Annotated in this window: 23 protein-coding genes; 11 read left to right on the top strand and 12 right to left on the bottom strand. The window is 61.8% G+C overall.

Annotated features, from left to right (window positions below; translation table 11 throughout):
• Positions 1 to 254 precede the first annotated feature (254 nt).
• Entirely contained in the window at positions 255 to 1,919 is a 1,665-nt protein-coding gene (locus tag AB7933_RS32485) for a putative bifunctional diguanylate cyclase/phosphodiesterase (protein WP_024078077.1), read from the top strand.
• Between the two features lie 9 nt (positions 1,920 to 1,928).
• Here AB7933_RS32485 and AB7933_RS32480 read toward each other — a convergent pair whose 3' ends face one another.
• Positions 1,929 to 3,332 (bottom strand): NorM family multidrug efflux MATE transporter, encoded by a 1,404-nt coding sequence (locus AB7933_RS32480; protein ID WP_024078076.1) that lies wholly within the window; start codon positions 3,330 to 3,332, stop codon positions 1,929 to 1,931.
• A gap of 152 nt (positions 3,333 to 3,484) precedes the next feature.
• On the opposite strand from AB7933_RS32480, the gene AB7933_RS32475 reads away from it, so the two are divergent.
• Complete coding sequence (locus AB7933_RS32475; protein ID WP_024078075.1) at positions 3,485 to 4,405, top strand: LysR substrate-binding domain-containing protein; 921 nt, start codon at positions 3,485 to 3,487, stop codon at positions 4,403 to 4,405.
• Between the two features lie 177 nt (positions 4,406 to 4,582).
• Positions 4,583 to 6,559 (top strand): methyl-accepting chemotaxis protein, encoded by a 1,977-nt coding sequence (locus AB7933_RS32470; RefSeq protein WP_024078074.1) that lies wholly within the window; start codon positions 4,583 to 4,585, stop codon positions 6,557 to 6,559.
• Between the two features lie 20 nt (positions 6,560 to 6,579).
• Here AB7933_RS32470 and AB7933_RS32465 read toward each other — a convergent pair whose 3' ends face one another.
• Positions 6,580 to 8,079 carry a PLP-dependent aminotransferase family protein gene (locus AB7933_RS32465; RefSeq protein ID WP_024078073.1) on the bottom strand — a complete coding sequence of 500 codons (1,500 nt, stop codon included), beginning with the start codon at positions 8,077 to 8,079 and terminating at the stop codon, positions 6,580 to 6,582.
• 142 nt (positions 8,080 to 8,221) lie between these two features.
• Between AB7933_RS32465 and AB7933_RS32460 the strand changes: the two genes are divergently transcribed.
• Positions 8,222 to 9,472, top strand: a complete 1,251-nt coding sequence (locus AB7933_RS32460; RefSeq protein WP_024078072.1) for a benzoate/H(+) symporter BenE family transporter — start codon at positions 8,222 to 8,224, stop codon at positions 9,470 to 9,472.
• A 91-nt stretch (positions 9,473 to 9,563) separates the two neighbouring features.
• On the opposite strand, the gene AB7933_RS32455 is transcribed toward AB7933_RS32460, so the two are convergent.
• A complete protein-coding gene (locus AB7933_RS32455) occupies positions 9,564 to 11,081 on the bottom strand; it encodes a YifB family Mg chelatase-like AAA ATPase (protein ID WP_024078071.1) in 1,518 nt (505 codons plus the stop codon).
• 153 nt (positions 11,082 to 11,234) lie between these two features.
• On the bottom strand, positions 11,235 to 11,495 hold the full coding sequence (locus AB7933_RS32450) for an accessory factor UbiK family protein (RefSeq protein ID WP_010567183.1): 261 nt from the start codon (positions 11,493 to 11,495) through the stop codon (positions 11,235 to 11,237).
• Between the two features lie 422 nt (positions 11,496 to 11,917).
• On the opposite strand from AB7933_RS32450, the gene glnK reads away from it, so the two are divergent.
• The 4 genes from glnK to sutA all read left to right on the top strand — a co-directional run bounded on the left by glnK (position 11,918) and on the right by sutA (position 14,694).
• On the top strand, positions 11,918 to 12,256 hold the full coding sequence (glnK, locus tag AB7933_RS32445; RefSeq protein WP_002555808.1) for a P-II family nitrogen regulator: 339 nt from the start codon (positions 11,918 to 11,920) through the stop codon (positions 12,254 to 12,256).
• Positions 12,257 to 12,290: 34 nt separating this feature from the next.
• Positions 12,291 to 13,628 (top strand): ammonium transporter, encoded by a 1,338-nt coding sequence (locus tag AB7933_RS32440; protein ID WP_024078070.1) that lies wholly within the window; start codon positions 12,291 to 12,293, stop codon positions 13,626 to 13,628.
• Between the two features lie 211 nt (positions 13,629 to 13,839).
• A complete protein-coding gene (locus AB7933_RS32435) occupies positions 13,840 to 14,265 on the top strand; it encodes a secondary thiamine-phosphate synthase enzyme YjbQ (protein WP_017845176.1) in 426 nt (141 codons plus the stop codon).
• A 102-nt stretch (positions 14,266 to 14,367) separates the two neighbouring features.
• A complete protein-coding gene (gene sutA, locus AB7933_RS32430) occupies positions 14,368 to 14,694 on the top strand; it encodes a transcriptional regulator SutA (RefSeq protein WP_010567186.1) in 327 nt (108 codons plus the stop codon).
• A gap of 131 nt (positions 14,695 to 14,825) precedes the next feature.
• Here the strand turns inward: sutA and AB7933_RS32425 are convergent, their stop codons facing one another.
• Genes AB7933_RS32425 through lptM form a run of 6 tightly spaced genes read right to left on the bottom strand, consistent with a single transcriptional unit; the run spans position 14,826 to position 19,399 of the window.
• A complete protein-coding gene (locus AB7933_RS32425; RefSeq protein ID WP_024078069.1) occupies positions 14,826 to 15,521 on the bottom strand; it encodes an HAD family hydrolase in 696 nt (231 codons plus the stop codon).
• Positions 15,518 to 16,417, bottom strand: coding sequence for a tyrosine recombinase XerC (gene xerC / locus AB7933_RS32420; protein ID WP_024078068.1), 900 nt, complete (start codon positions 16,415 to 16,417; stop codon positions 15,518 to 15,520). The genes AB7933_RS32425 and xerC overlap by 4 nt, the downstream gene beginning before the upstream one ends.
• A gap of 2 nt (positions 16,418 to 16,419) precedes the next feature.
• Complete coding sequence (locus tag AB7933_RS32415) at positions 16,420 to 17,136, bottom strand: DUF484 family protein (protein WP_024078067.1); 717 nt, start codon at positions 17,134 to 17,136, stop codon at positions 16,420 to 16,422.
• Positions 17,137 to 17,149: 13 nt separating this feature from the next.
• Positions 17,150 to 17,980 carry a diaminopimelate epimerase gene (gene dapF / locus AB7933_RS32410; RefSeq protein ID WP_024078066.1) on the bottom strand — a complete coding sequence of 277 codons (831 nt, stop codon included), beginning with the start codon at positions 17,978 to 17,980 and terminating at the stop codon, positions 17,150 to 17,152.
• Between the two features lie 3 nt (positions 17,981 to 17,983).
• Positions 17,984 to 19,231 carry a diaminopimelate decarboxylase gene (gene lysA / locus AB7933_RS32405; protein ID WP_024078065.1) on the bottom strand — a complete coding sequence of 416 codons (1,248 nt, stop codon included), beginning with the start codon at positions 19,229 to 19,231 and terminating at the stop codon, positions 17,984 to 17,986.
• Positions 19,232 to 19,240: 9 nt separating this feature from the next.
• Positions 19,241 to 19,399, bottom strand: coding sequence for an LPS translocon maturation chaperone LptM (gene lptM / locus AB7933_RS32400; RefSeq protein ID WP_024078064.1), 159 nt, complete (start codon positions 19,397 to 19,399; stop codon positions 19,241 to 19,243).
• 238 nt (positions 19,400 to 19,637) lie between these two features.
• Between lptM and cyaY the strand changes: the two genes are divergently transcribed.
• The 3 genes from cyaY to rnk all read left to right on the top strand — a co-directional run bounded on the left by cyaY (position 19,638) and on the right by rnk (position 20,748).
• Complete coding sequence (gene cyaY, locus AB7933_RS32395) at positions 19,638 to 19,985, top strand: iron donor protein CyaY (RefSeq protein ID WP_024078063.1); 348 nt, start codon at positions 19,638 to 19,640, stop codon at positions 19,983 to 19,985.
• 2 nt (positions 19,986 to 19,987) lie between these two features.
• Entirely contained in the window at positions 19,988 to 20,206 is a 219-nt protein-coding gene (locus AB7933_RS32390; RefSeq protein ID WP_024078062.1) for a DUF1289 domain-containing protein, read from the top strand.
• A 131-nt stretch (positions 20,207 to 20,337) separates the two neighbouring features.
• Complete coding sequence (gene rnk / locus AB7933_RS32385) at positions 20,338 to 20,748, top strand: nucleoside diphosphate kinase regulator (protein ID WP_024078061.1); 411 nt, start codon at positions 20,338 to 20,340, stop codon at positions 20,746 to 20,748.
• Here the strand turns inward: rnk and AB7933_RS32380 are convergent.
• Together AB7933_RS32380 and AB7933_RS32375 are read right to left on the bottom strand one after the other, a co-directional pair.
• Complete coding sequence (locus AB7933_RS32380; protein ID WP_024078060.1) at positions 20,745 to 23,585, bottom strand: class I adenylate cyclase; 2,841 nt, start codon at positions 23,583 to 23,585, stop codon at positions 20,745 to 20,747. The two genes, rnk and AB7933_RS32380, sit on opposite strands and share 4 nt — an antisense overlap.
• 168 nt (positions 23,586 to 23,753) lie before the next feature.
• Positions 23,754 to 24,008: a TIGR02647 family protein gene (locus AB7933_RS32375; protein WP_024078059.1), complete on the bottom strand. Its 255-nt coding sequence runs from the start codon at positions 24,006 to 24,008 to the stop codon at positions 23,754 to 23,756.
• Positions 24,009 to 24,013 lie beyond the last annotated feature (5 nt).

The following is a 24,013-nucleotide window of genomic DNA, read 5'->3' as shown; positions in this document are numbered from 1 at the left end:
ACGGAATTTCAGGAGTCGTTGTTCAAAAGGGCGGGCATTTTAACAGGCTGGCAAGATTCTGCTGCCCTGGATCGACGGTGTGACGTACCACTCGATCTAAATTTGCCGGTTTTGATACTTTGCCGCAGGATGTGTGTGTATTTATACGAATGTTTACAGTCTGCGCATTTGATAACCCCTATCGTTGGTGATTATCAGACCGCACGTCATAATGCCCACCGCCATCGATATTTTGCAGAGTCTAGGGAGCTAGCTTGTCTACGCCTGTCGAACCCTTGCGTTTGCTGCTACTGGCCGATGAGCCAGCGTGGGCAGCGTTGTTGCGCGAGTGCCTGGCGCCGATGGGCGATGGGGCTGTGCTGATCAGCGCACCCAACTGGGACTCGGTGAGTCGTCTGTTCGATGACGACCACACTGCCGTGCTGTTGACCACGCCCTGCCTGCAACCCGGCCCTGGGCGTTGCAGCCTGCCGTGCGTGTTGTTGCTGGAGGAGGAGCCTCTGGTTGCGCCACTGGGGGTCAGTGACTGGCTGGTCCGTCATGCCCTGGACGCCGACACCCTGCGCCGCTGCCTGCGCCATGTGCGCGAGCGTGGCCTGTTGGAAAACACCCTGCAACGCCTGGCCGAACAGGACCCGCTCACAGGTATCGCCAACCGCCAGGGTTTCCAGACCCTGCTGGCTGCGCGCCTGGCTGAGAACGACGGCCGCGGCCTGGCCCTGGGTCATTTGGACCTCGATAACTTCCGCCATGCCAACGATGCCCTCGGTCACCAGGCCGGCGACCGACTGATCCTGCAAGTGGTCTCGCGGCTCAAGAGCCAGCTTGAGGCCGGCGACCAACTGGCGCGCCTGGGCAGCGACGAGTTCGCGTTGCTGATCGACACCCGTCGCGCTCCTCAGCGTGCCGAATGGATGGCCGAACGCATCACCGAAGTCATGGCCGAGCCTTATTGGGTGGACGGCGAAAGCCTGCTGATCGGTTGCAGCCTGGGCGTGGCGCACGCCCGTGCTCGCGCGGGCGCCGACCCGCTGATGTGGCATGCCCACATCGCCATGCAGCAGGCCAAGAGTACCCAGGGCTGCACGTTTCATATCTTCAACGAACGTATCAACCGCAACGCCCGCAGCCTGGCCGACCTGGAAAGCGAACTGCGGCGCGCCTTGCGCCGTGATGAGCTGGAGCTGCACTACCAGCCGCGCCTGGACCTGGACGACGGGCATATCGTCGGCCTGGAAGCCTTGGTGCGCTGGCGCCACGGTGAGCGCGGCCTGTTGCCGCCCAGCGAGTTCGTGCCCTTGGCCGAACAGAGTGGCCTGATCGTACCGCTGGGCTACTGGGTGATCGCCCGTGCCCTGCGTGACATGCAAGACCTGCGCGAACGTGGCCTGCCGGCATTGCACATGGCGGTCAATCTGTCGTTTCGCCAGTTCCAGGACAGTCAGTTGCTCTCGACCCTCAGCCGACTGATTGCGGAGTGCGGTGTGGATGCGCAATGGCTTGAATTCGAACTGACGGAAACCGCTGTCATGCGGCGCAGTGACCTGGTCAAGCAGACCATGGATGCCCTTGGCCGCCTCGGTGTGCGGTTTTCCCTGGATGACTTCGGCACCGGCTTCTCGTCGTTCGTGCACCTCAACAGCCTGCCGATTGCCTTGTTGAAGATCGACAAGAGCTTTGTCGGTGGAATGGAGGAGCGGGAAGAGAACCGCAAGCTGGTGCACGCGATGATCAACCTGGCGCACAACCTGAATCTTGAAGTGGTGGCCGAAGGTGTCGAAACCCCGGAACAGCTTGCGCTCTTGCGCTTGTTCGGTTGCGATCAGGCCCAGGGTTACCTGATCAGCAAGCCGCTGCCGTTGCCCGAGTTGGTGGAATACCTGACGTTCGGGAAAAGCCAGCAGGCGTTGCTGGGTTGAGCAGGGTTTTTATTCTGTCTGTGCGGTCTGAAATGCTGGCTGTGATTCAGGCTCCTGGCGAATCATGCGTTTCATTTTTGCCTCAAACGCCCACGTCAGGCTGACGGCCGCGCAGGCCAGGCCCAGCGCCAAGCCCCACCATACGCCAGTCGGCCCCCAGCCCAAGGTGAAGGCCATCAACCAGGCGGAGGGCGCGCCGATCAACCAGTAGCAGCCAAGCCCCACCAGGAACGTGGTCTTGGCGTCTTTGAGCCCGCGGATACAGCCCATGGCGATGGTCTGCACGCCGTCGAACAGCTCGAACCAGGCGGCGACGGCCAGCAGGCTGACAGCCAGCACGATGACATCGTGAAACGCCGGGTCGTTATGGTCGAGGAACAGCCCGATCAGCGGGTCTGAAAACAGCCAAAACACCAGGGCAAACCCCAGCATCACCACTGCGCCAAAGCCGATGCCGACTCGGCCAGCCATGCGCGCCTGCAGCAGTTGGGCGGCGCCATAATGCTGGCCGATGCGCATGGTCACCGCGTAGGACAACCCCGCCGGAACCATGAATGCCACCGAAACTATCTGCAGGGCAATCTGATGCGCCGCCAATTGCGTACTGCCCATGGTGCCCATGCACAGTGCGGCGAAGGCAAACAGCCCGACTTCCACTGCATAAGTACCGCCAATCGGCAGGCCCAGGCGCCACAGCTCGCGCAGGTATTGAGTGTTGAGACGCAGCAGGCCGCTGCTTAGCGGGTAGGCCGCATACGCCCGGTTGCTGCGGATGTACCACATCAGCGCCAGCGCCATGCTGTTGGCGACGATCGCCGTGACCAGGCCGATGCCCATCAAGCCAAGTTTCGGCAAGCCGAACATGCCTTCGATCAAGGCATGGTTGAGCAAGTAGTTGACCACCGTGCCGCCGAGGCTGATCACCATGACCGGTGTGGCCTTGCCGATGGCGCTGGTAAAACCGCGCAGGGCCATGAAACTCAGGTAGCCGGGCAGGGCGAACGGTAGGATCGTCAGGAATTGCCCCGCCGAGTGCACGTTGGTTTCGGTTTGGCCGAACATCAACAGCACCGGCTTGAGGTTCCACAGCAGCAAGGCCGCCACCAGCGCCATCAGCCAGGCGAGCCATAGCCCGGCCTGGGTCAGGCGCGTGGCGCCTTCGATATCGCCCGCGCCGTGGCGGATGGCAACAAGGGTGCCCACGGCGGCAATCACGCCGATGCAAAAAATCGCTACAAACGAATACGTCGCCGCGCCGAGGCCGCCGCCGGCCAGGGCTTCAGGGCTCAGGCGCGCCATCATCAGGGTGTCGGTCAGCACCATCAGCATGTGCGCCAACTGGGAGGCAATCAACGGCCCTGACAACCGCAGAATGGCCCAGAGTTCGGTACGTGCCGGATGCCGCATGATCATCACGCTCAGAAAGTCAGAGAATTGGGGAGGGGTTGATTCTCGGCGCTCTCAGCCCATTGCACAAAGGGATAAAAGCGATCGTTTGCATGATTAAAACTCATGCCTGATTGATTCTGGTAGGGTTTGCCCATTGCGCTGTCGGAGCTTTCCCTATGTCTCGTCGTCTTCCTCCGCTGTATGCCTTGCGGGCCTTTGAAGCCGCATCGCGGCACAACTCCTTCACCCGCGCCGCTGAAGAACTGTCGATTACGCAAAGCGCAGTGAGCCGACACATCCGCACCCTGGAAGAGCACTTCGCCTGCCGCCTGTTCCAGCGCAGCGGCCGTAACCTGCAGCTCACCGAAGCCGCGCGCCTGCTGTTGCCTGGCGTGCGCGAGGGATTTGCCGCGCTGGAACGGGCCTGTCATACCCTCAATGCCGAAGACGACATCCTGCGTATGAAAGCGCCGTCCACCTTGACCATGCGCTGGCTGCTGGCGCGCCTGAGTCGCTTCCGGCATTTGCAGCCGGGCAACGAGGTGCAACTGACCAGCGCATGGATGAGCGTGGATGAAGTGGACTTCAATCAGGAGCCATTCGATTGCGCGGTGTTGTTGAGCGATGGGCATTTTCCGGCGGATTGGGAGGCCAGCTACCTGTTCCCGGAGTTATTGATTCCGGTGGGTGCGCCGAACCTGTTGAGTGACGGTCCCTGGGACGTGAGCCGCCTGGCCACCGCCGAGTTGCTGCACCCCACGCCCGACCGTCGGGACTGGCGCAGTTGGCTGGAGCGCATGGGCCTGGCTTCCCAGGTGTCGCTCAAGGGTGGGCAGGTGTTCGATACCCTGGAACTGGGCATGATCGCCGCCGCGCGCGGCTACGGGGTGTCCATGGGCGATTTACTGATGGTGGCCGAGGACGTCGCCCAGGGAAGGCTGAGCCTGCCGTGGCCAACGGCTGTCGCCAGTGGTGAAAGTTACTACCTGGTGTGGCCGAAAACCCGCCCGGGTGGCGAGCGCTTGCGTCGGCTGGCGGAGTTTCTGCAGGGCGAAGTGCAGGCGATGGTGCTGCCAGCAGTCGAGCGTCTCGATTGAATCGCTTCAGCGCTTTCTCGCAACCGTTTGCGTGATACCCCTGTGAATAGCTCAAGTATTGCCCAAGCCCGCCGAAGTAGGTGTGTTGGAACTATCGTGCACCAACGTTACCCACCAGATAATTCGCCGAGCAGCGCTATGAGATCAGGATGATCCTGGCCTCGGCCAGGAGCTGTCATGTCTCAACCTCGTGCCCGGATCGCTTCCCAGTTAGGTCTCGCATTAGCCGTGATTCTGGCTGTCGTTATCAGCGGCAGCACTGTTTTCGCCTTGCGTTCTCTTGACTCCGCCAACCTCGACACCCGCGAGGAGCACTTGGCCAGCGAGGCGCGCTTGCTTGCCGACCAACTCAATACCTTCCACAGCACCTTGCGCGAGAGCACTCAGCGTTTGAGCGGGCTGTTTGAAAAGCGTTTCGGCGCGGGTTTGAGTGTGCACGGTGATCAGCAGATGGCTGTGGCTGGCGTACAGACCCCGGCCCTCTACCTGGGCAGTGACCTGTTGAACAATGATTTCGATGAGGTCGATGAATTCAAGGACACCTCCGGCGGCGTGGCCACCGTGTTTGTGCGCAGCGGCGAAGACTTTATCCGCATCAGCACCTCCCTGACCAAACAGGATGGCAGCCGCGCCATCGGTACGGCCCTGGACCACCAGCACCCGGCCTATCAGCGCCTGCTCGCGGGGCAGAGTTATGTCGGCCGCGCCGTGTTGTTCGAACGTTCCTACATGACCCAGTACACGCCCGTGCGTGACGCGGCTGGCAAAGTTATCGCGGTGTTGTTTGTCGGCTTCGACTACACCGACGCGCAGAACGCGCAGTTCGACAACCTCAAGCGCTTCCGCATCGGCCAGACCGGTTCACTGGCCCTGTTGGATGAACAGAAACGCTGGCTGGTGCCACCCGCTGGCGTGCAGGCGCTGGATCAAGCGGTTCCGGTGATGCTGGACCTGGCCAAGACCCCAGGCAAGGGCCGCTTCTGGAGCGACAAGAACGAAGATTTCTACAGCGTCTCGGTGCCGTTCGAGGGTGGCCCGTGGTCGGTGGTTGCGAGCATGCCCAAGGCCGAGATTCGCTCGGTGACCTGGGGCGTCGGTATTCGCCTGGTGATCGGCAGTGTGCTGGCGATGCTGCTGGCGGTGGGGGCAACGGTCTGGTTGTTGCGCAGCAAGCTGGCCCCCTTGAGTGACCTGGTACGCCAGGCCGAAGCCCTGGGCGCGGGTGACTTGAGCGTACGCCTCAATGTGTCCAGCCATGACGAGATCGGCCAACTGGCACGCAGCTTCAACCAGATGGGGGAAGCGCTGTCGACCATGGTTTCGCATATCCGCAAGGCGGCTGAAGAGGTCAACGGCCGTGCCCAGGCACTGTCCGGGTTATCCGGCGGCGCCTATGAAGGCATGGAGCAGCAGTCTGGCGAGATCACCAGCATGGCCGGCGCGGTCGAAGAGTTCAGCGCCACCTCACTGAATATCGCTGACAACATGGGCAATACCGAACGCCTGGCCCAGGAAAATGCCCAGCAGACCCGTATCGGGCGCACGTCCATGCAAGAGGCGTCGTCGTCCCTGGAGCATATCGCGACCGCGCTGAACAGCACTGCCACCGTCATCAACACCCTGGGCCAGCGCTCCCAGGAAATTGGCGGCATCGTCGGGGTGATCACCGCGATTGCCGAACAGACCAACCTGCTGGCACTGAACGCCGCCATTGAAGCCGCCCGCGCCGGTGAACAAGGCCGTGGCTTTGCGGTGGTGGCCGATGAAGTGCGCAACCTGGCGTCGCGCACCCGCCAGGCGACCGATGAAATTTCCGGGATGATCCAGAGCATCCAGCAGGAAACCGGCAACGCCATCAGCACCATGGAACACGGCAATGCACTGATGCAGGAAGGCCTGGCGCGTAATGCCGACGTGGCTTCGGCGCTGGCGCGGATCGACGAGCAAAGCCGCTCGGCCGGTCAGCAGTTTGCTGCGATCACCACCGCCACCCAGGAACAGAGCAGCACGGCGACCTTGCTGAGCAGCAACTTGCAGAGCATTGCGCTGGCCAACAGCGAGCAGCGTGAGGTGGTGTCCAACCTGGCCATTACCGCCAAGGAACTGGAGACGCTGGCGGCAAGCTTGCGGCATGAGGTGGATCGTTTTCGTTGACGGCGGCCCAGGGCGTGTGTCTAGCGGGCCTTGAGCGCGTTAGCCAGGCGCTGCATGGCGATTTCGATTTCATGGGCGGTCAAGGACGAGTAGCCCAATAGCCAGCCCTGTTTCTGTGCGGTGCCGGCGTATAGCCGACTCAGGCCGGACAGTTGCACACCCGCGCTGGCGGCCTTGTGGATGGTTTTTTCTTCCGACCAACCCTCATGGAGCACGCAGGGAATTTGCAGCCCGCCTTGGGGGCGGCATGCCGTGACCACGCCGCCCAGATGCTTGCCGATGGCATCGAGCATGACGGTTTGGCGCCCGGCGTAGAGTTTGCGCATTGCGCGCACATGGGCGTTGTAATGACCGTCCTCCATAAAACGCGCCAGGGTCAATTGCAGGAGTTGAGGCGTGTGGCCGTCCATCATGCTGCGAGCATAGGTGAAGGCTTTGACCAGCGCAGGGGGCAGCACCATGTAGCCCATGCGCAGCCCGGGGAAGAGGGTCTTGCTGAAGGTACCGAGGTAAAGCGTGCGCTGGTACTTGTCCAAGCCCTGTACACAGGCCGTGGGTTTGCCGTCGTAGTGGAACTCGCTGTCGTAGTCATCTTCGATGACCCATTTGCCTTTTTCCGCCGCCCAGTTGATCAGCTCAAGCCGCCGTTCCAGTGTCAGCGTGGCGCCGGTCGGGTATTGATGGGAGGGCGTGACATACACGCAGTGGGCGCCGCTGCGGTCGGCGTGCAGCAGGTCGGTGCGGATGCCCGATTCATCGACATCGATGGGCACGACCTTGGCCTCGGCGGTTTCAAAAGCCTTCCTGGCGCCGTAGTAGCCCGGGTTTTCCAGCAGGATCGGCTGGCCGACGTCCACCAGCAACTGCGCGCATAGAAAAAGCGCCTGGCGCGTGCTGCTCAGCACCAGGATCTGGTCGGGCGAACACTGGGCGCCGCGTTCAAGGTTCAAATACGTAGCGATGGCTTTGCGCAACGGCTCGGCCCCTTGCGGGTCGCCGTGCAACAGCACGCTGCTGCGAGAGTCCCTCATCACCTGACGTTGCAGGCGTTCCCAGACGTCGGTGGGAAAGGAGCGGGTTTCAGGCAGGCCCGTGGCGAAGGCTTTGATCACCTGCTGGTCGTTTACGCCACCGCTGTCGAGGATCATCCGTCCGCGCTGGCTCAAGCCGGTGCCGAGGGGCGCGAGACTGCTTTTGCCTGCCTGCGCCTTGATACGGCGGCCGGACCCGCCGCGCAATTCGGTGCCGAGGGCCTCGCACACATAACTGCCGGAACCTTCGCGCCGCGCGATAAAGCCATCGCGCTGCAACTGCACGTAGGCGTTCTCCACCGTATCGCGTGCGATCCCCAATGACTTGGCCAACACCCGCGTCGCGGGCAGCTTCAGGCCGGGCGCCAGTGCCCCGTCGAGGATCAACGCCCGCAGCGCGCGTTGAATTCGCTGGTGCAGGCCCAACCCCTGGAGCTGCACATCGTCAAGGCGCATTTTCAGGGTTTCAAGCTCGAACGTTTTCGCCATGCGGTCTGCCTTTCCCCGAAGAATTGGCCGGTAATGGCAGGCCAGTCTATCCGTAGACTTGGGCCTGAGCCACAGCCTTCACGTTGGCGGACAACCCACTGCGTGAGGCTCAATTTCTCGTATGGCAAGGAGCAATGCCCTCATGTCTTCTTCGATATCGCCGTCTTCGCTGCGCCCACGCGACCTGTTTCACCCCCTGGTAGCCGGTCTGATTTCAGTCATCGTCAATTATGGCGGTACGTTCATCCTGGTGTTCCAGGCCGCCAAGGTGGCCGGGCTCAGCGCGGAGCTGACCGCTTCGTGGGTCTGGTCGGTGTCGATCGGTGTTGGCGTGACAGGGCTGGCTCTCAGTTGGGTGAGTCGTGAGCCGATCATCACCGCGTGGTCGACTCCCGCGGCGGCGTTCCTGATCGTCGCGTTGTCGACCACGCCTTATGCCGAGGCGGTCGGTGCGTACATCATTTCGGCCGTGGCATTTGTGCTGCTCGGGTTGTCCGGCTGCTTTGAAAAAGTCATTCGGTTGATTCCGCCAGGCATTGCGGCCGCCATGCTGGCCGGCATTCTGCTGCAGTTCGGGATCGGCGCATTCAGTGGCATGAGCCTGGACCCTGCCCTGGTGGGGTTGCTGATTGCCGCTTACGTTGGGTTCAAGCGGTTTACCGCGCGCTACGCGGTCGTCGGAATTCTGGTGCTCGGGCTGGTATTGCTGCTGGTGCAAGGGCGAGTGGATCTATCGGGATTGTCCCTGCAATGGGCCGCGCCGGTTTTCACCCAGCCTGAATTCTCCGTCAATGCGCTGCTCAGTGTGGCATTGCCGCTGTTCCTGATCACCCTCACGGGCCAGTACATGCCGGGCATGCTGGTGTTGCGCAATGATGGCTTCAAGACCAGCGCCAACCCCATCCTGGCAGTGACCGGGCTGGGCTCGCTGTTGATGGCGCCATTCGGCTCGCACGCGTTCAACATCGCGGCCATCACGGCGGCCATCTGCACGGGCAAGGAAGCCTCGGAAGACCCGTCCAAACGTTGGCTCGCGGGTGTTGCCGCAGGGGTGTTCTATATCCTTGTCGGGGTGTTCGGGGTGACGTTGGCCGCCGTATTCATGGCGTTCCCGTCGGCGTTTATCACCACGTTGGCCGGCTTGGCGCTGTTGGGCACCATTGGCACCAGCCTGGCCAACGCCATGGCGGACACCCGATCCCGTGAAGCTGCGCTGATCACCTTTCTGGCCTGCGCCGCAAACATCACCCTGCTGGGGATCGGTGGAGCGTTTTGGGGGTTGTTGATCGGATTGGCCGCGTATGTGCTGCTGAACGGCCGCCTGCCCCGTCGCCGGGCGACTGTGGCGCCGGTCTCCGAGTCGGTGGTGACGGCGAAGGGAGCGGCCCAATGATGCGCGCCAATCAGCCGTTAACGACCTACAGGTGCGTGAACGCGTGGTTGCGCTGTGCCGCCGTCGCCCGGTGTATCGCCGAGGGGTGTTTCTAGCCGTTTGCGCCGTCGACTTGGCTGGAGGCCGAGGGCCGGTATTGCAGTGCTTCGGCAATGTGGTTGCGGCCGATAGTGTCTGCGCGCTCCAGGTCCGCCAGAGTGCGGGCGACCTTGAGCAGGCGGTGGGCGGCTCGAAGGGACAGGGTCAAGCGCTCGCAGGCGCTTTCCAGCCAGGCTTCATCCGGCTTGGACAGCGCGCAATGCTGGCGCAACCCAGAGAGATCCAGGAACGCATTGGCGCAACCCTGGCGCTGCTGTTGATGCTCTCGAGCCTGGGCGACCAGGGCGGAGGCGGTGGATGTGTCGCCGCCGGGCTGTGGGGTCGGGTTCAGCGCGGTGATTTCGCGGGCGACCGTCAAGTGCAGGTCGATCCGATCCAGCAAGGGCCCGGAGAGTTTGTTGCGATAGCGTTGGATTTGCTCGGGCGTGCAACGGCATCGGTTGCAGGGCGCGCCCATATAACCGCAGGGGCAGGGGTTCATCGCCGCCACCAGTTGAAAACGCGCGGGGAAGCGCACTCGGTCACGGGCGCGGGAAATCACGATGTGCCCCGACTCCAGTGGCTCGCGCAAGACCTCCAGCACCTTGCGATCAAACTCCGGGAGTTCATCCAGGAACAGCACTCCATGATGGGCCAGGGTGATTTCCCCCGGCTGCGGTTTCGATCCGCCGCCCACCAGTGCCGGACCGGAGGCTGAATGGTGTGGCTGGCGAAACGGCCGGTGGGGCCAATGGCTCAGCGGTGCCAGGCTGACCACGGATTGAATCGCCGCCACTTCCAGTGCTTCCTGTTCACTCAATGGCGGCAGCAACCCGGGCAGGCGGCTGGCGAGCAAGGTCTTGCCGGTACCTGGTGGCCCGCTGAACAGCAGGTTATGTGCGCCCGCTGCTGCAATCAGCAGTGCGCGCTTGGCTGACAGCTGGCCCTGAACTTCACTCAGGTCCGGGTAGGGTTTGTTCGAATACAGCAACCCGTCGGACTTGTAGGGCTCAATCGGTGCATGCCCATTCAGGTGTGCCACCACCTGCAGCAGGTGATCCACGGCAATGACCTTCAGCCCGGATGCCAGGCACGCTTCCTCGGCATTCGCCCGCGGCACTATCACGGTGCGCCCGGCCTTGCGCGCCGCCAATGCGGCGGGCAATACGCCTTTTACCGCCCGCACCTCGCCGGACAACGCCAACTCCCCCAGGCACTCCACGTCATCCAGCATCAACGCCGGCACCTGCACACTCGCCGCCAGGATCCCCAGGGCGATCGCCAGATCAAAGCGCCCACCGTCCTTGGGCAGGTCGGCGGGCGCGAGGTTGAGGGTGATACGGCGGGAAGGATATTGCAGCGCTGAGTTGAGGATGGCACTGCGTACGCGGTCCTTGCTTTCCTTGACCGCGGTTTCTGGCAGCCCCACCAGGGTGAGCGACGGCAACCCGTTGGCCATATGCACTTCAACGGTGACGGCAGGGGCTTCGACGCCGACCTGGGCGCGGCTGTGGACGATGGCGAGGGACATGCTCGTTCCTTGAAAGAGGTGGCCGCTTCCTGCGGTTTTTCAAGGGTAGACGAGGTGGGGAAGAGCGAGGCGGGGAGGTTTTACAGAACGTATCCAGAACAAAAGGTAGAGCAAATGTGGGAGGGAGCAAGCCCCTTCCCACACTGATCGCATTTATTCCGCAGGAGGGTTCAACCGCGCTTCCAGCTCTGCAACTTTCGCCTCCAGGCTCTCCAAGCGCGCACGGGTGCGGGCAAGTACGACCATCTGGCTATCGAATTCTTCCCGGCTCACCAGGTCCAGCTTGCTGAAGCCGCTTTGCAGCAACGCCTTGAACTGGCTTTCGATTTCATTGCGGGGCAGCGGGGTGTCGCCGCTGAACAGGCGAGAGGCGTGGCCGCTCAGGGCGTCGAGGAGGTCTTTGGGCGCGAGCATGGGAAATATTCCGGAAAACTGTTGGCGGGCAGTGTATCACGCAGCGTCTATAGTCATTTCCACGGCCGCAGGCGCACGCTTTTCGCGCATGGGGGCGGGCGTCTGCGCACTGTTTTCGTGCGCAATGGCGCCGCCAAAAAGCCTCGCAGGTGGGCGTAGCGGAGCAAAGGACTGATTTCAGTGATTTTTACGGAGCTGGCAAGGTTTCTGCTTAGACGATCATGACCCATGCACTGATGCAGTCGCTGTGACGAATGCAGTGCGCCGACGGATCAGGGGTACAGGTTTCGTCACCAGTGGTTCGCTGGCGTTGCAACGGCAACTGCTCTTGCGACGACGCGTTACAAAGCCAGGCACTGCGCTTAGACTTGAGACGGGTTTGTTTTCCTGGGGCAAGTCCACCAATTCGGGAGAGAGTTTTCATGAAGCTAGTCACTGCCATCATCAAGCCGTTCAAGTTGGACGATGTACGCGAGTCGTTGTCCGAGATCGGCGTGCAGGGCATTACCGTTACTGAGGTCAAAGGCTTCGGTCGGCAGAAGGGTCACACCGAGCTGTATCGCGGCGCGGAATACGTGGTCGATTTCCTGCCGAAGGTGAAGATTGATGTCGCCATTGACGACAAGGATCTTGACCGGGTTATCGAGGCGATAACCAAGGCCGCCAACACCGGCAAGATTGGTGACGGCAAGATCTTCGTGGTCAATCTGGAACAGGCTATTCGCATCCGTACCGGCGAAACCGATACCGACGCAATCTAAGCCGCCAAACCCCAACGCCCCAGGAGAAAACAATATGACTCTGCGTAAATTCGCAGGGCTCGGAGCCCTGTTGTCCATCGTAATGCCAAGCCTGGCCATGGCGGCAGACGAAGTGGCGGCTCCAGTCCTCAATTCCGGCGACACGGCGTGGATGCTCACATCCACCGCGCTGGTGCTGTTCATGACCATTCCCGGCCTGGCCTTGTTCTACGGCGGCATGGTGCGCTCCAAGAACATTCTTTCCGTGATGATGCAGTGCTTCGCCATTACCGGCTTGATCACCATCCTGTGGTTCGTCTACGGCTACAGCATGGCGTTCGACACCACGGGTATGGAAGCAGGCGTCGTCAACTTCAACTCCTTTGTGGGCGGCTTGTCCAAGCTGTTCCTGTCGGGTGTGACCCCTGCCAGCATCACCGGCCCGGCGGCGCTGTTCCCTGAGGCGGTGTTCGTCACCTTCCAGATGACCTTTGCCATCATCACTCCGGCGCTCATCGTCGGCGCCTTCGCCGAGCGTATGAAGTTCTCCGCGATGCTGATCTTCATGGGCGTCTGGTTCACCCTGGTCTACGCACCGATTGCCCACATGGTCTGGGGCGGTCCGGGTTCGTTGCTGGGTGACTGGGGCGTGCTGGACTTCGCTGGCGGTACCGTGGTGCACATCAACGCCGGTGTGGCCGGTCTGGTCGCGTGCCTGGTCCTCGGCAAGCGTAAAGGTTTCCCAACCACGCCAATGGCGCCACACAACCTGGGTTACACCCTGGTGGGTGCGGCCATGCTGTGGGTGGGCTGGTTCGGCTTCAACGCCGGTTCCGCTGCTGCGGCCAACGGCACTGCCGGTATGGCAATGCTGGTGACCCAGATCGCTACCGCTGCCGCTGCGCTGGGCTGGATGTTCGCCGAGTGGCTCACCCACGGTAAGCCAAGTGCCCTGGGCATCGCCTCGGGTGTGGTGGCGGGCCTTGTGGCAATTACGCCGGCAGCCGGCACTGTGGGCCCGATGGGCGCGCTGATCATCGGCCTGGCGGCGGGTGTGGTGTGCTTCTTCTGCGCGACGACCCTGAAACGCAAACTGGGCTATGACGATTCCCTGGACGCCTTCGGTGTTCACGGTATCGGCGGTATCCTCGGCGCAATCCTCACCGGTGTGTTTGCAGCGCCGGCACTGGGTGGCTTCGGCACCGTGACTGATGTGGCGGCCCAAGTCTGGATTCAGTGCAAAGGCGTCGGCTTCACCGTGATCTATACGGCTATTGTGACCTTCATCATCCTCAAGGTGCTGGACATGGTCATGGGCCTGCGGGTTACCGAAGAAGAAGAGGCTGTCGGCCTCGACTTGGCGCAACACAACGAACGCGGCTACAACTTGTAAGTACGCAAAAAAAAGATGCCCGGCTTGCCGGGCATTTTTTTGCCTGGCGTTTGTCAGTCATAACAAGCTGTACCGGTTTTAGCGCAAAGTTTGTGATGGCGCGCACACGGTACTTGTAAGCGTGCGAATGTCTTACAGCCATGTAGGCGTATTCGGCACTTTGTTTTTTCCCAGAGCGCGCTAGAATGCGCGCCGATGGGCGGAGAACTGTATGTGGCAACAGACCCTGATTACCTTGCGGGCCAAGCCCCGGGGTTTTCACCTGGTAACCGATGAGTTGCTTGCCGGCTTGCCTGAGTTGAAGGCATGCCGCGTGGGCCTGTTGCACCTGTGGCTGCAGCATACCTCGGCTTCGTTGACCATCAACGAGAATGCCGATCCGGCGGTTCGTCGTGACTTCGAGCGTTTCTTCAACTCGCTGGTGCCGCAAGGGCGTGCGGGGTTTGAACACAACGACGAAGGCCCGGACGATCTGCCGGCGCACTTCAAGGCCAGTCTCCTGGGCTGCCAGCTGAGTTTGCCGGTCAAGGCCGGCCGCTTGGCGATGGGGACCTGGCAAGGTGTTTATCTGGGCGAGCACCGTGATCATGGTGGTGCTCGTAAAGTCCTCGCCACCTTGCACGGTGATGGGGCATAAGCCACTGGTTATCCGGTGGATGTTGATTTTTTTCCGGCGACCTCGACAGAGGGTGAGGCTGGGCTATAACTAATCTGCTTTTCGCAAGTCATGAGGTAGAACATGAGCGACGATGATCTGGAAAACGACGAACTGGAAGTAGGTGACGAAGACGACACCGAAGAAGGCCTTGAAGCGGCGGCGGAAGACGTTGCCGACGACGATGGCGGTGACGATGTTCCTGTTCCGGCTGCCAAGGGCAAGGCGAAGGCTGCTGTTTCGGTAGACGAATTGCCGAGCGTTGAAGCCAAGAACAAAGAACGCGATGCGCTGGCCCGCGCGATGGAAGAGTTCCTCGCTAAAGGCGGCAAGGTGGTTGAAGTCGAGCCCAACGTGGTTGCAGATCCGCCCAAGAAGCCTGACAACAAGTATGGCAGCCGGCCTATCTAAGGCCCGCCGCATGCCTGTATGAAAAAGCCCGCCGTCGCTGCGGGCTTTTTCATGCTTGCTGATTTATTTGAGCTTTGTGGTGATCCAAATGTGGGAGGGGGCTTGCCCCTCCCACATTTGGATCTCCAGTGCTACTGCCACTTGCGGAGTAATTCCGGCAGCTCCGTGAGGCTACGAATCTCCGCGTCGGGGCGTTTATCTGCTTCCCATGCCTTGGCGCTGGGGTTGAACCACACCGCCCGCAGCCCCGCCTGCTGCGCCCCGGCAATGTCGTCCCCGGGGTGATCGCCAACATGCACAGCCGCACTGGCATCCACTCCACCGCGCTGCAGCGCTTCCTGAAACAAGCGCGCATCCGGCTTGGCGATCCCAATATCTTCGGCACGCAGCGCAAAGTGGAAGTAGTCCGCCAGGCCCACACGCTGCACATCGGCATTGCCATTAGTGATCACACCCAGCAGAAAGTGCTGGCGCAGCGCTTGCAGCATCGGCTCGGCTTCGGGGAAGGGCGTGAGCTGATGGCGGGCGTGAATGAACGCTTCGAAACACACATCGGCCATTTCGGTGGCCTGAGGCTGTGGATAACCGGCCTCTTCAAACGCATGCATCAACACTCGATGGCGCAGGACGCTGATGCGGTGCTTGAGTTCGGGATGACGTTGCAGCACTTGCTGGCGCAGGCTGGCGAAGTGCTCCAGGGGCAAGTCGCCGACCTTGGAGGCATGGGTGGCCAGCCATTCGCGCATTGACGCCTCGGCGCTGACGATGACGGGGACGTTGTCCCAGAGGGTGTCGTCCAGGTCGAAAGTGATCAGCTTGATACTCATGAGTCGCCGCCCTTGATACGTTTGGCCCGTGGATGGGCACTGTCATACACCGTTGCCAGGTGTTGGAAGTCCAGGTGGGTGTAGATCTGCGTGGTCTTGATATCGGAGTGGCCGAGCAGTTCCTGTACTGCGCGCAGGTCCTGGGATGATTCCAGCAGATGGCTGGCGAAGGAGTGCCGCAGCATATGCGGGTGCAGGTTTTGCCCCAGTTCGCGTTCGCCCGCCGCCTTGACCCGTACCTGGATGGCCCGTGGCCCCAGGCGCCGACCTTGCTGGCTGACAAACACCGCATCATCGGCCGGGTTGGTGAGGGCGCGCAGCGGCAACCACAGTTGCAGGGCTTCCCGGGCCTTCCTGCCCACTGGCAACACGCGGGTCTTGCTGCCTTTGCCGAGCACTTGCACGAGGCCGTCCGCCAGGTCCAGTTGGTCGAGGTTCAGCCCCGTCAGCTCCGATAGGCGCAGGCCCGAAGAATAGAACAGTTCGAGGATCGCCTGGTCGCGATGGGCCAGGAAGTCATCCTCGACCGCGCCGTCGAGCAGTTGCAGGGCGCGGTCGGTGTCGAGGGTCTTGGGCAGGCGCCGCTCGCCCTTGGGTGGGGCCAGGCCGTTGGCTGGGTCGTGATCGCACAGGCCTTCACGGTTGAGGTAGTGGTAGAGGCCGCGCACCGCCGACAGCAACCGGGCCAGGCTGCGTGAGGATTGGCCTTGCTGGTGCAGGCGCGCGATCAGGCTGCGCAGGCCCTGGATATCCAGGGCTTTCCAGCTGGCGATCTGGTGTTTCTCGCAGTAGGCCAGGACCTTGTTCAGGTCCCGTCGGTAGGCTTCCAGGGTGTGGGGCGACACCTGGCGCTCGCTGCGCAGGTGAGCGCAGTAGGCGTCCAGTTGCCGTTCCATGGCTAGCGCACCGCGCGCAGGGCGGTAGTGAAACGCGGCAACACGCGGCCCAGGACTTCGGCGATGTAGGTCAGGAACAGGGTGCCCACCGAGCTCTTGTAGTGCGCAGGATCACGGCTGGCGATGGCCAGTACGCCGTGCAGGCCCTGGTGGCTGAGGGCCACGACGGCGGTGGAGCCGATCTGTTGGCGTTGTTCAGCGCCAAACAGGAAGTCCAGTTCGTGCTCGCGCAAGGTGCCGCTGATGGTCTTGCCTTCGGAGAGCAGGCCGCCGATCGCGGTCTGTGCTTCGCTGCCGCTGACCCAGCGTCCCACCGGCATCGGGTTGTCGCTGAAGAGGATCAAGCTGACAAAGGGCACCTGGAAATCCTGGCGCAGGCTGTCTTCCACGGCGATCACCGTTTCTTCCAGGCTGGTGGCGTCCATCAGGGTCAGGATCAGGCGGCGGGTCTTGTCGAACAGGCGGTCGTTGTCGCGGGCCACGTCCATCAGGTGCGAGAGCCGATGGCGCATTTCTATGTTGCGCTCGCGCAGGATCTTCATCTGCCGCTCCACCAGTGACACGGTATCGCCGCGCTGGTGGGGGATGCGCAAGGCCGGCAACAGTTCTTCATGCTCAACGAAGAAGTCCGGATGAGCCTCAAGGTACGCCGCGACAGCGGCGGCCTCCAGGCTTTCGCTCGGGGATGCTTGTGCGGGTACTTGAGGCTTATCGGTCATTTGCTTGGCTCACTCATAGACGGACCTGTCCTTCGTATACGCGCGTGGCCGGCCCGGTCATCATCACCGGGTGGCCGGGGCCTGCCCATTCGATGGACAGGCGTCCACCTGGCAGGTCGATCAGCAGCGGCGAATCCATCCACCCCTGGCTGATTGCGGCTACGGCAGCGGCGCAGGCGCCGGTGCCGCAGGCCTGGGTTTCGCCGGCGCCGCGTTCCCACACACGCAATTGCGCGCGGGAACGGTCGATCACCTGCAGGAAGCCCACATTGACCCGTGCCGGAAAGCGCGGGTGGTGTTCGATCTTCGGCCCCAGTTCATGCACGGGGGCATTGTTGATGTCGTTGACCCGCAGTACTGCATGGGGGTTGCCCATGGACACTGCGGCGATGTCGACGGCCTTGCCTTCAACGTCCAGCGTGTAACTCGTGGCCTGCTCGCTGGCCTGGAACGGAATGTCCGCCGGCACCAGGCGCGGTGCACCCATGTTGACGCTGATCTGGCCGTCGCTGCGCACATCCAGTTCGATCACGCCGCTCTTGGTCTCGACGCGAATCTGCCGCTTGGCGGTCAGGCGCTTGTCCAGCACAAAGCGCGCGAAGCAGCGGGCGCCGTTACCGCATTGTTCCACCTCGGAGCCGTCGGAGTTAAAGATCCGGTAACGGAAATCCACCTCCGGGTTGCTCGGCGCCTCAACGATCAGCAACTGGTCGAAGCCGATGCCGGTATGACGGTCGCCCCACTGTTTAGCGTGCTTGGGCAGGATGTGCGCGTGCTGGCTGACCAGGTCAAGGACCATGAAGTCATTGCCCAGTCCGTGCATCTTGGTAAAACGCAGCAGCATGGCTTACTCCGGCAGCAGGCTTTCGCCAGCATACAACTCGGCTACCGTCTCGCGGCGACGCACTTCAAACGCTTGATCACCGTCCACCAGCACCTCGGCGGTACGCCCGCGGGTGTTGTAGTTGGAACTCATGACAAACCCGTAGGCACCGGCCGAATGAATGGCCAGCAGGTCGCCTTCTTCCAGGGCCAGTTGACGATCCTTGGCCAGGAAGTCGCCGGTTTCGCAGATCGGGCCGACGATGTCATAGGCGCGGGCTTCACTGTCGCGAGGCGTTACGGCGGTGACATCCATCCAGGCCTGGTACAGCGCCGGGCGGATCAGGTCGTTCATCGCGGCATCGACGATCGCAAAATCCTTGTGCTCGGTGTGCTTGAGGTACTCGACCTGGGTCAGCAGCACGCCGGCGTTGGCCACGATATAGCGGCCTGGTTCGAACAACAGCGCCAGGTCGCGGCCGCCGATATGTTCACGCACGGCGGCAATGTAGTCGGCAATCAGCGGAGGCTCTTCATCGCGATAACGCACACCCACGCCGCCACCGAGGTCGATGTGGCGCAGGTAGATGCCGCACTCGGCCAGGCGATCGGTCAGCGCCAGCAGGCGGTCCAGGGCATCAAGGAACGGGGGCAGGCTGGTCAGTTGCGAGCCGATATGGCAGTCGACGCCCAGTACTTCCAGGTTCGGCAGTTGGGCGGCACGGATGTACACGTCCTCGGCGTCGGCGATGGCGATGCCGAACTTGTTCTCTTTGAGACCGGTGGAAATGTACGGGTGGGTGCCGGCATCGACGTCCGGGTTGACGCGCAGTGAGATCGGCGCGCGAACGCCCATTTCGGCGGCGACGACCTGCAGGCGCTCCAGCTCGTCGGTGGATTCGACGTTGAAGCAATGCACGCCGACTTCCAGGGCACGACGCATGTCTTCGCGGCTCTTGCCGACGCCGGAGAACACAATCTTGTCAGCCTGGCCGCCTGCGGCCAGAACACGTTCCAATTCGCCACGGGACACGATGTCGAAACCAGCGCCCAGGCGCGCCAGGACATTGAGTACACCGAGGTTGGAGTTGGCCTTCACCGCATAGCACACCAGGTGCGGCACGCCGTCCAGCGGATCGGTGAACGAGCGGTATTGCGCTTCGATGTGCGCGCGCGAGTACACATAGGTCGGGGTGCCAAAGCGTTCGGCAATCGCGGACAGCGCCACGCCCTCCGCGAACAGCTCGCCGTCCCGGTAGTTAAAAGCGTCCATGATTTACCCTTAGTAAGTGTCGTGCTTGTGCGCTTTTTGCGACGATTGCGCCTGTTCATTCGGGTCTTTGCTGTCATCAGGCAGGTACAGCGGGCCTTTTTGACCACAGGCACTAACGAGGCAGGCGACCGCGACGAGCGCAGCAAGGGAAGAGATCAGGCGCTTCATGGCGAAATCCTTGAATATGCATTAATTGCGCCCGAGTATACCGACCACCTGCCAGCTTGCCTATGCGCTGGAATACCCGTCCGGCGGGGCTTTGCTGAGTGGGTTGAGAAACGGGCTACGCTGGCGGGGGATATTTCATGCCGTCAGTTGTGATGAAATCGGTATCCTTTGCAATCGGCGGGGCTCGCCCGTATCGTGCGCCGCTCGAGCAAAACCAGACACTTTTGAGGTTGCCACAATGAGTTTGACCGAAGCCCGTTTTCACGACCTGGTGGATTCGACCCAGCAGGCGCTGGAAGATATTTTCGACGACAGCGGCCTGGATGTGGACCTGGAAAACTCGGCCGGGGTGCTGACCGTCAAGTTCGAGAACGGCACTCAACTGATCTTCAGTCGCCAGGAACCGTTGCGCCAACTGTGGCTGGCGGCACGTTCCGGTGGTTTTCACTTCGATTACAACGAAGAAGACTGCAATTGGCAGTGCGATACCAGCGATGAGCTGCTCAGCGAAATGCTCGCGCGCCTCTCGCTGGAGCAGGCAGGCATCGAGTTGAGTTTCGATGAGCTGAACCCCGACGAGAACTGATCGTGACCGAGCCTGCACCTGTACGTCCGCCGAAGCCGCTGTTCAGCAATGTCAGCCCGGCCGTGCCGTCACCTTGTATCAGTTTGTGTCGGCTGGACGAGGAGAAAGTTTGCCTTGGCTGTTTCCGCCACGTGGAAGACATCCGTGAATGGCGCTCCGCCGACGATCAGCGCCGGCGGGTGATCGTGGCCCAGGCCGAGCAGCGCAAGGCAGCGCCTTGACCCCGTCTTGTTTATTTACTGTGCTGTGGTAGTGTCCGGGTACACCTCAACTCATCGAGGTCCGTGAGAACCCCGCCTTTTCCTGGCGGGGTTTTGCTTTTTTGTGCAGAAAAAAGGAGTCTGCCTGAATCATGACCGCACCTTCCATCATTCTTACCCGTCTCGATGTGCAGCGTCTTGAGCAACTGATCGACCGTGTAGGCGAGGACTCGCCGGGTGTCGAAGCCCTTCAACACGAACTCGACCGCGCCGAAGAAGTGGTTGGCCACGATGAAGTGCCTGCGAATGTCGTGACCATGAACTCCAGCGTGCATTGCCGCGAGCAAAGCAGCGGAAAGGACTATCACCTGACTCTGGTTTACCCCAAGGATGCCAACGCCGACGAAGGCAAGATTTCGATCCTGGCACCGGTGGGCAGTGCGTTGCTTGGCTTGCAAGTGGGCCAGCATATCGACTGGCCGGCTCCCGGCGGCAAGACTCTCAAGCTCAAGTTGCTCAAAGTGGAAGGCCAGCCCAAAGACGGCGGCGCTTTCTCGCTTTAAATCTGGTTCAGTGCTTCATTGAGCGCTTGCTCCAGCTCGGCCTTGTAGCGCAGGTACAAATTGCTCGGGCTTTGCACATCACCGATCAGACCCGACAGGTCCAGATCAGTGATATAGCAGCGGTAGCGCTCGGTTTCGCGGCGCTGCCCGACGATCTCCTGGGCGACCACTGCAAACAGCTGGTCGCCAAATTCCAGTTCGGAAAACTCCCGCTGATTGCAGTACAGGGTAATCCCCACTTGGCCCGGCGCCGCCTTGCCGATAATTGCCTGCACGTCATAAAACGGCTTGTTGGCCGGATTTTGCGGTGCTGGCCGAGGTTCTATGCCGCGTGCACGGTTATTGCCTGACGGTAATAGTTGGTAGTACAGGGTTTGCACCGCGCCCAGCGGTTCCTGTGGGTCCAGCGGCGACAGCGCGTCCCGGCGATAGATGATCGATTGCAGGAAGCGCTGCAGCGGTGCCAACAGGCTCTGCTCGTCATGAAACGGCAGGCGCTGCTGCCAGAGCGCGTTGAACTCATCCAGCACATACAGCTCGGCGAAGCCTTCATTGACCCGGTAGAACACTTGCACGCAATCGGCCATACCCATGGGCAAAAGCAGCGCCAGGTCGTGGTCCTCCAGGGCCATGGCATCCAGGTGCAGCGGGCTGTAGCTGGCCAGTTCTTCGCTGAGGTAGGCGATCAGCGCATCCTGGGTCGCCAGTGATACGTGGGTGGCCTGGCCGGGCATCAACTCCATCACGTGATAGTGCTGTTGCACCTGGAGCAAGTAGCGGTGATTGCCCTGCCCCAGCAGCAGGTTCTGCGCCGTGTCGAAGATTTCTTCTACGCGCTGGGCAATGAACTGCGCACGGTTGTGACAGAAGCAGCGCACCCGTAGCCGCGGCAGGTGATCCGATGGCAGCTGGTTGAGGTAGTCGCGCAGGCAATCGAGCAGGGCATGGGGGCCGTCGTAGCGGCTGACCATCACCTCGTTCCAGCTATTGAGGGTGACCTGGTCGAGGGTCAGCACCAGGTTGTCGCGCACACCGGCGTAGCTCAGGGAGTCGGTGCGCTCGGTGGTCATCAGGATATTCAGGTCGCGGTGATGCTTGAGCGGGTCGACGCCGACGTTGATCAGCAGTAATACCTCTTCGGGCACCGCCGAGCGTAACAGGCGTTCTTCAGCGACGCTGGGCAAGGGCAGGGCAATGCTCTGCTGCAGGCTGCCCAGCAGGTTGAACAGCTCGAACTCGGTCATGTCGCTGGTGCCCGGGTGCAGCGCCAGGCGAGTGCTGCTGTCGATCACGCCGTTGCGGTGGCACCAGGTCAGCATTTCCAGCAAATCGCGGCTGCGCTTGATCGGCGCAAAGTGCTCCCATTCCAGGGCGGTGAGGTTGCCGTTGTACAGCCCCCAATGGTGCTGGCCCGGCTCTTTGCGGTTGGGCGATTGCACCAGGGTCAGGGTGTCTTCGGCCAGGTCCGGGGCGATGCCGGGGTTGATGAACTCGACTTTGCCGGCTTTACGCTCGAACGCAGCATATAGGCGGCGGCCGAGCACATTGAGGTCTCGCTTATTGATCAGGCTGACTGTCTGTTCGCTGCGGGCGAATTGCGTCAGGAAGCGATAGCTGTAGTTCAGCTCACTGACCAATGCACGACGCTCGGAAGCGACCTGGCGCACTTTCCATTGGCTGCGGCTGTCCAGCAGGGCCAATTGGCGCGGGTTCCAGCCCCACTCCTGGGCCAGGCGCTCCAGCAACAGGTGTTGCCAGCTAGAGGTACGCTGGCCAGCGCTGAGCTTGCGGTTGACCTTTAAATACAGCGCTCGCCTTACCAGCTCCAGGCGCTCCGGTTCGTTGCGGACCTTGAGGTATTCCTCGATGCGGCGATAGACCACGATGTAAGGGTCCAGCTCATCCAGATCCATCTGGTTGGCGAACACCGCCTGCTTGAAGCGCAGGCTCAGGCACTGCACGTTTGGGTGCTCGCTGGCATAAACCTCGGTCAGCAGCAGCTTGAGCACTGACTTGTAGGGCGACTCGATGCCTTTGAACAGTTGCCACAACCCGGCGCCGATGAATTCGCCCGGAGGGATGCGTGCCAGGTGGCCCAGGTCAAGGGTTTCATCGGCGCGTATAAAGCGCTTGGAGATCAGCGTGTGGGTGAATTCGGCGTAGCGGGTTTCTTCATAGACGGGCACCAGCCACCAGATCGGTGTACGGCCAGCCAGCCAGATGGCGGTGCGGTAGAACTCGTCCAGCAGCAGGTAATGCTGGGTGGTGCCGCAGTCGTCGGAGCTCAGTTGGGTGTCGCGCTCACCCAGTACGAAGCGCGTCGGCTCAATCAGGAAAAAATGTGCCTCGGCGCCCATGCTCAAGGCCCAGGCCTCCAGCAGCTGGCATTTCTTGCGCAGTTCGGCCAGTTCGCTTTCGTCCAGGTCGGCGGCGTGGCACACCCACACATCCATATCGCTCTGGTCTGCCTGGGCCAGGGTGCCGAGGCTGCCCATCAGGAACAGGCCATGGATCGGACGGGGCGGGTTGCCATGGCGCGGCTTGTAGGAGAATGAACGGGTCAGGCGCTGGGCTTCGGTCAGGGCCTGGGCATCAGGCTCGAAGTTCGACAGCCCGGCCGGTGTACTGCCCGACACATAGCCTGGCAGGAGCGGGTGATTGACGTGGAAAAACAGCGGCAACAGTGTCAGTACGCTTTGCTGGCGCGGCGTTAGCCCCTCGATGGCGCGGGCCATGCGGCCTTCGTTGAGGGCCATGAAGCGCGCGCGCAGCTGAGCCAGCACCTTGCGGTCGATGCCTTCGTCCAGGTCGGGGCGGATTTCATGGGTGCGGGTCATGTCGAACTCGGTGGCTCGCAAGGCCCGACATGGGCGGCCGTGTAGGAGTTTACAGTCAGAAGCGTAGGAGGTTTAGAGGGAAATGTTTTTTGACGTCAGAATTTTCTCGCGTCCACAGCAGCGCCCTCGGAATCCGCAAGGGGCGGACTCCATGGGCGGTATCAGGTGTCAGGCGGCTTCTTTGCTTGTCGCGGTGCTCAAGATCGTCAGCAGGGTTTGCGCTTGCTCGGCGGCGTCTCGGCCAAGGCTGGTCAGATAGCCTCCGTCCGGCTGGTCGATCAGCTTTTTCTCGAACAGGCGTTTGGCCGCGGCGATGGCAGTGGGAGCGGCAGTCTGGTGGACTTTCAGACCTTCCTGGGAGCTGCCCAGGTTGAAGAGTGCAAGGATTTCCAGTTCGGCAACCAACTCAGGGGTATACGACATAAGGA

Source organism: Pseudomonas gorinensis (assembly GCF_042015035.1).
GTDB classification, from domain to species: Bacteria; Pseudomonadota; Gammaproteobacteria; order Pseudomonadales; family Pseudomonadaceae; genus Aquipseudomonas; species Aquipseudomonas gorinensis.
This window is presented reverse-complemented; position numbering and strand designations above follow the sequence as displayed.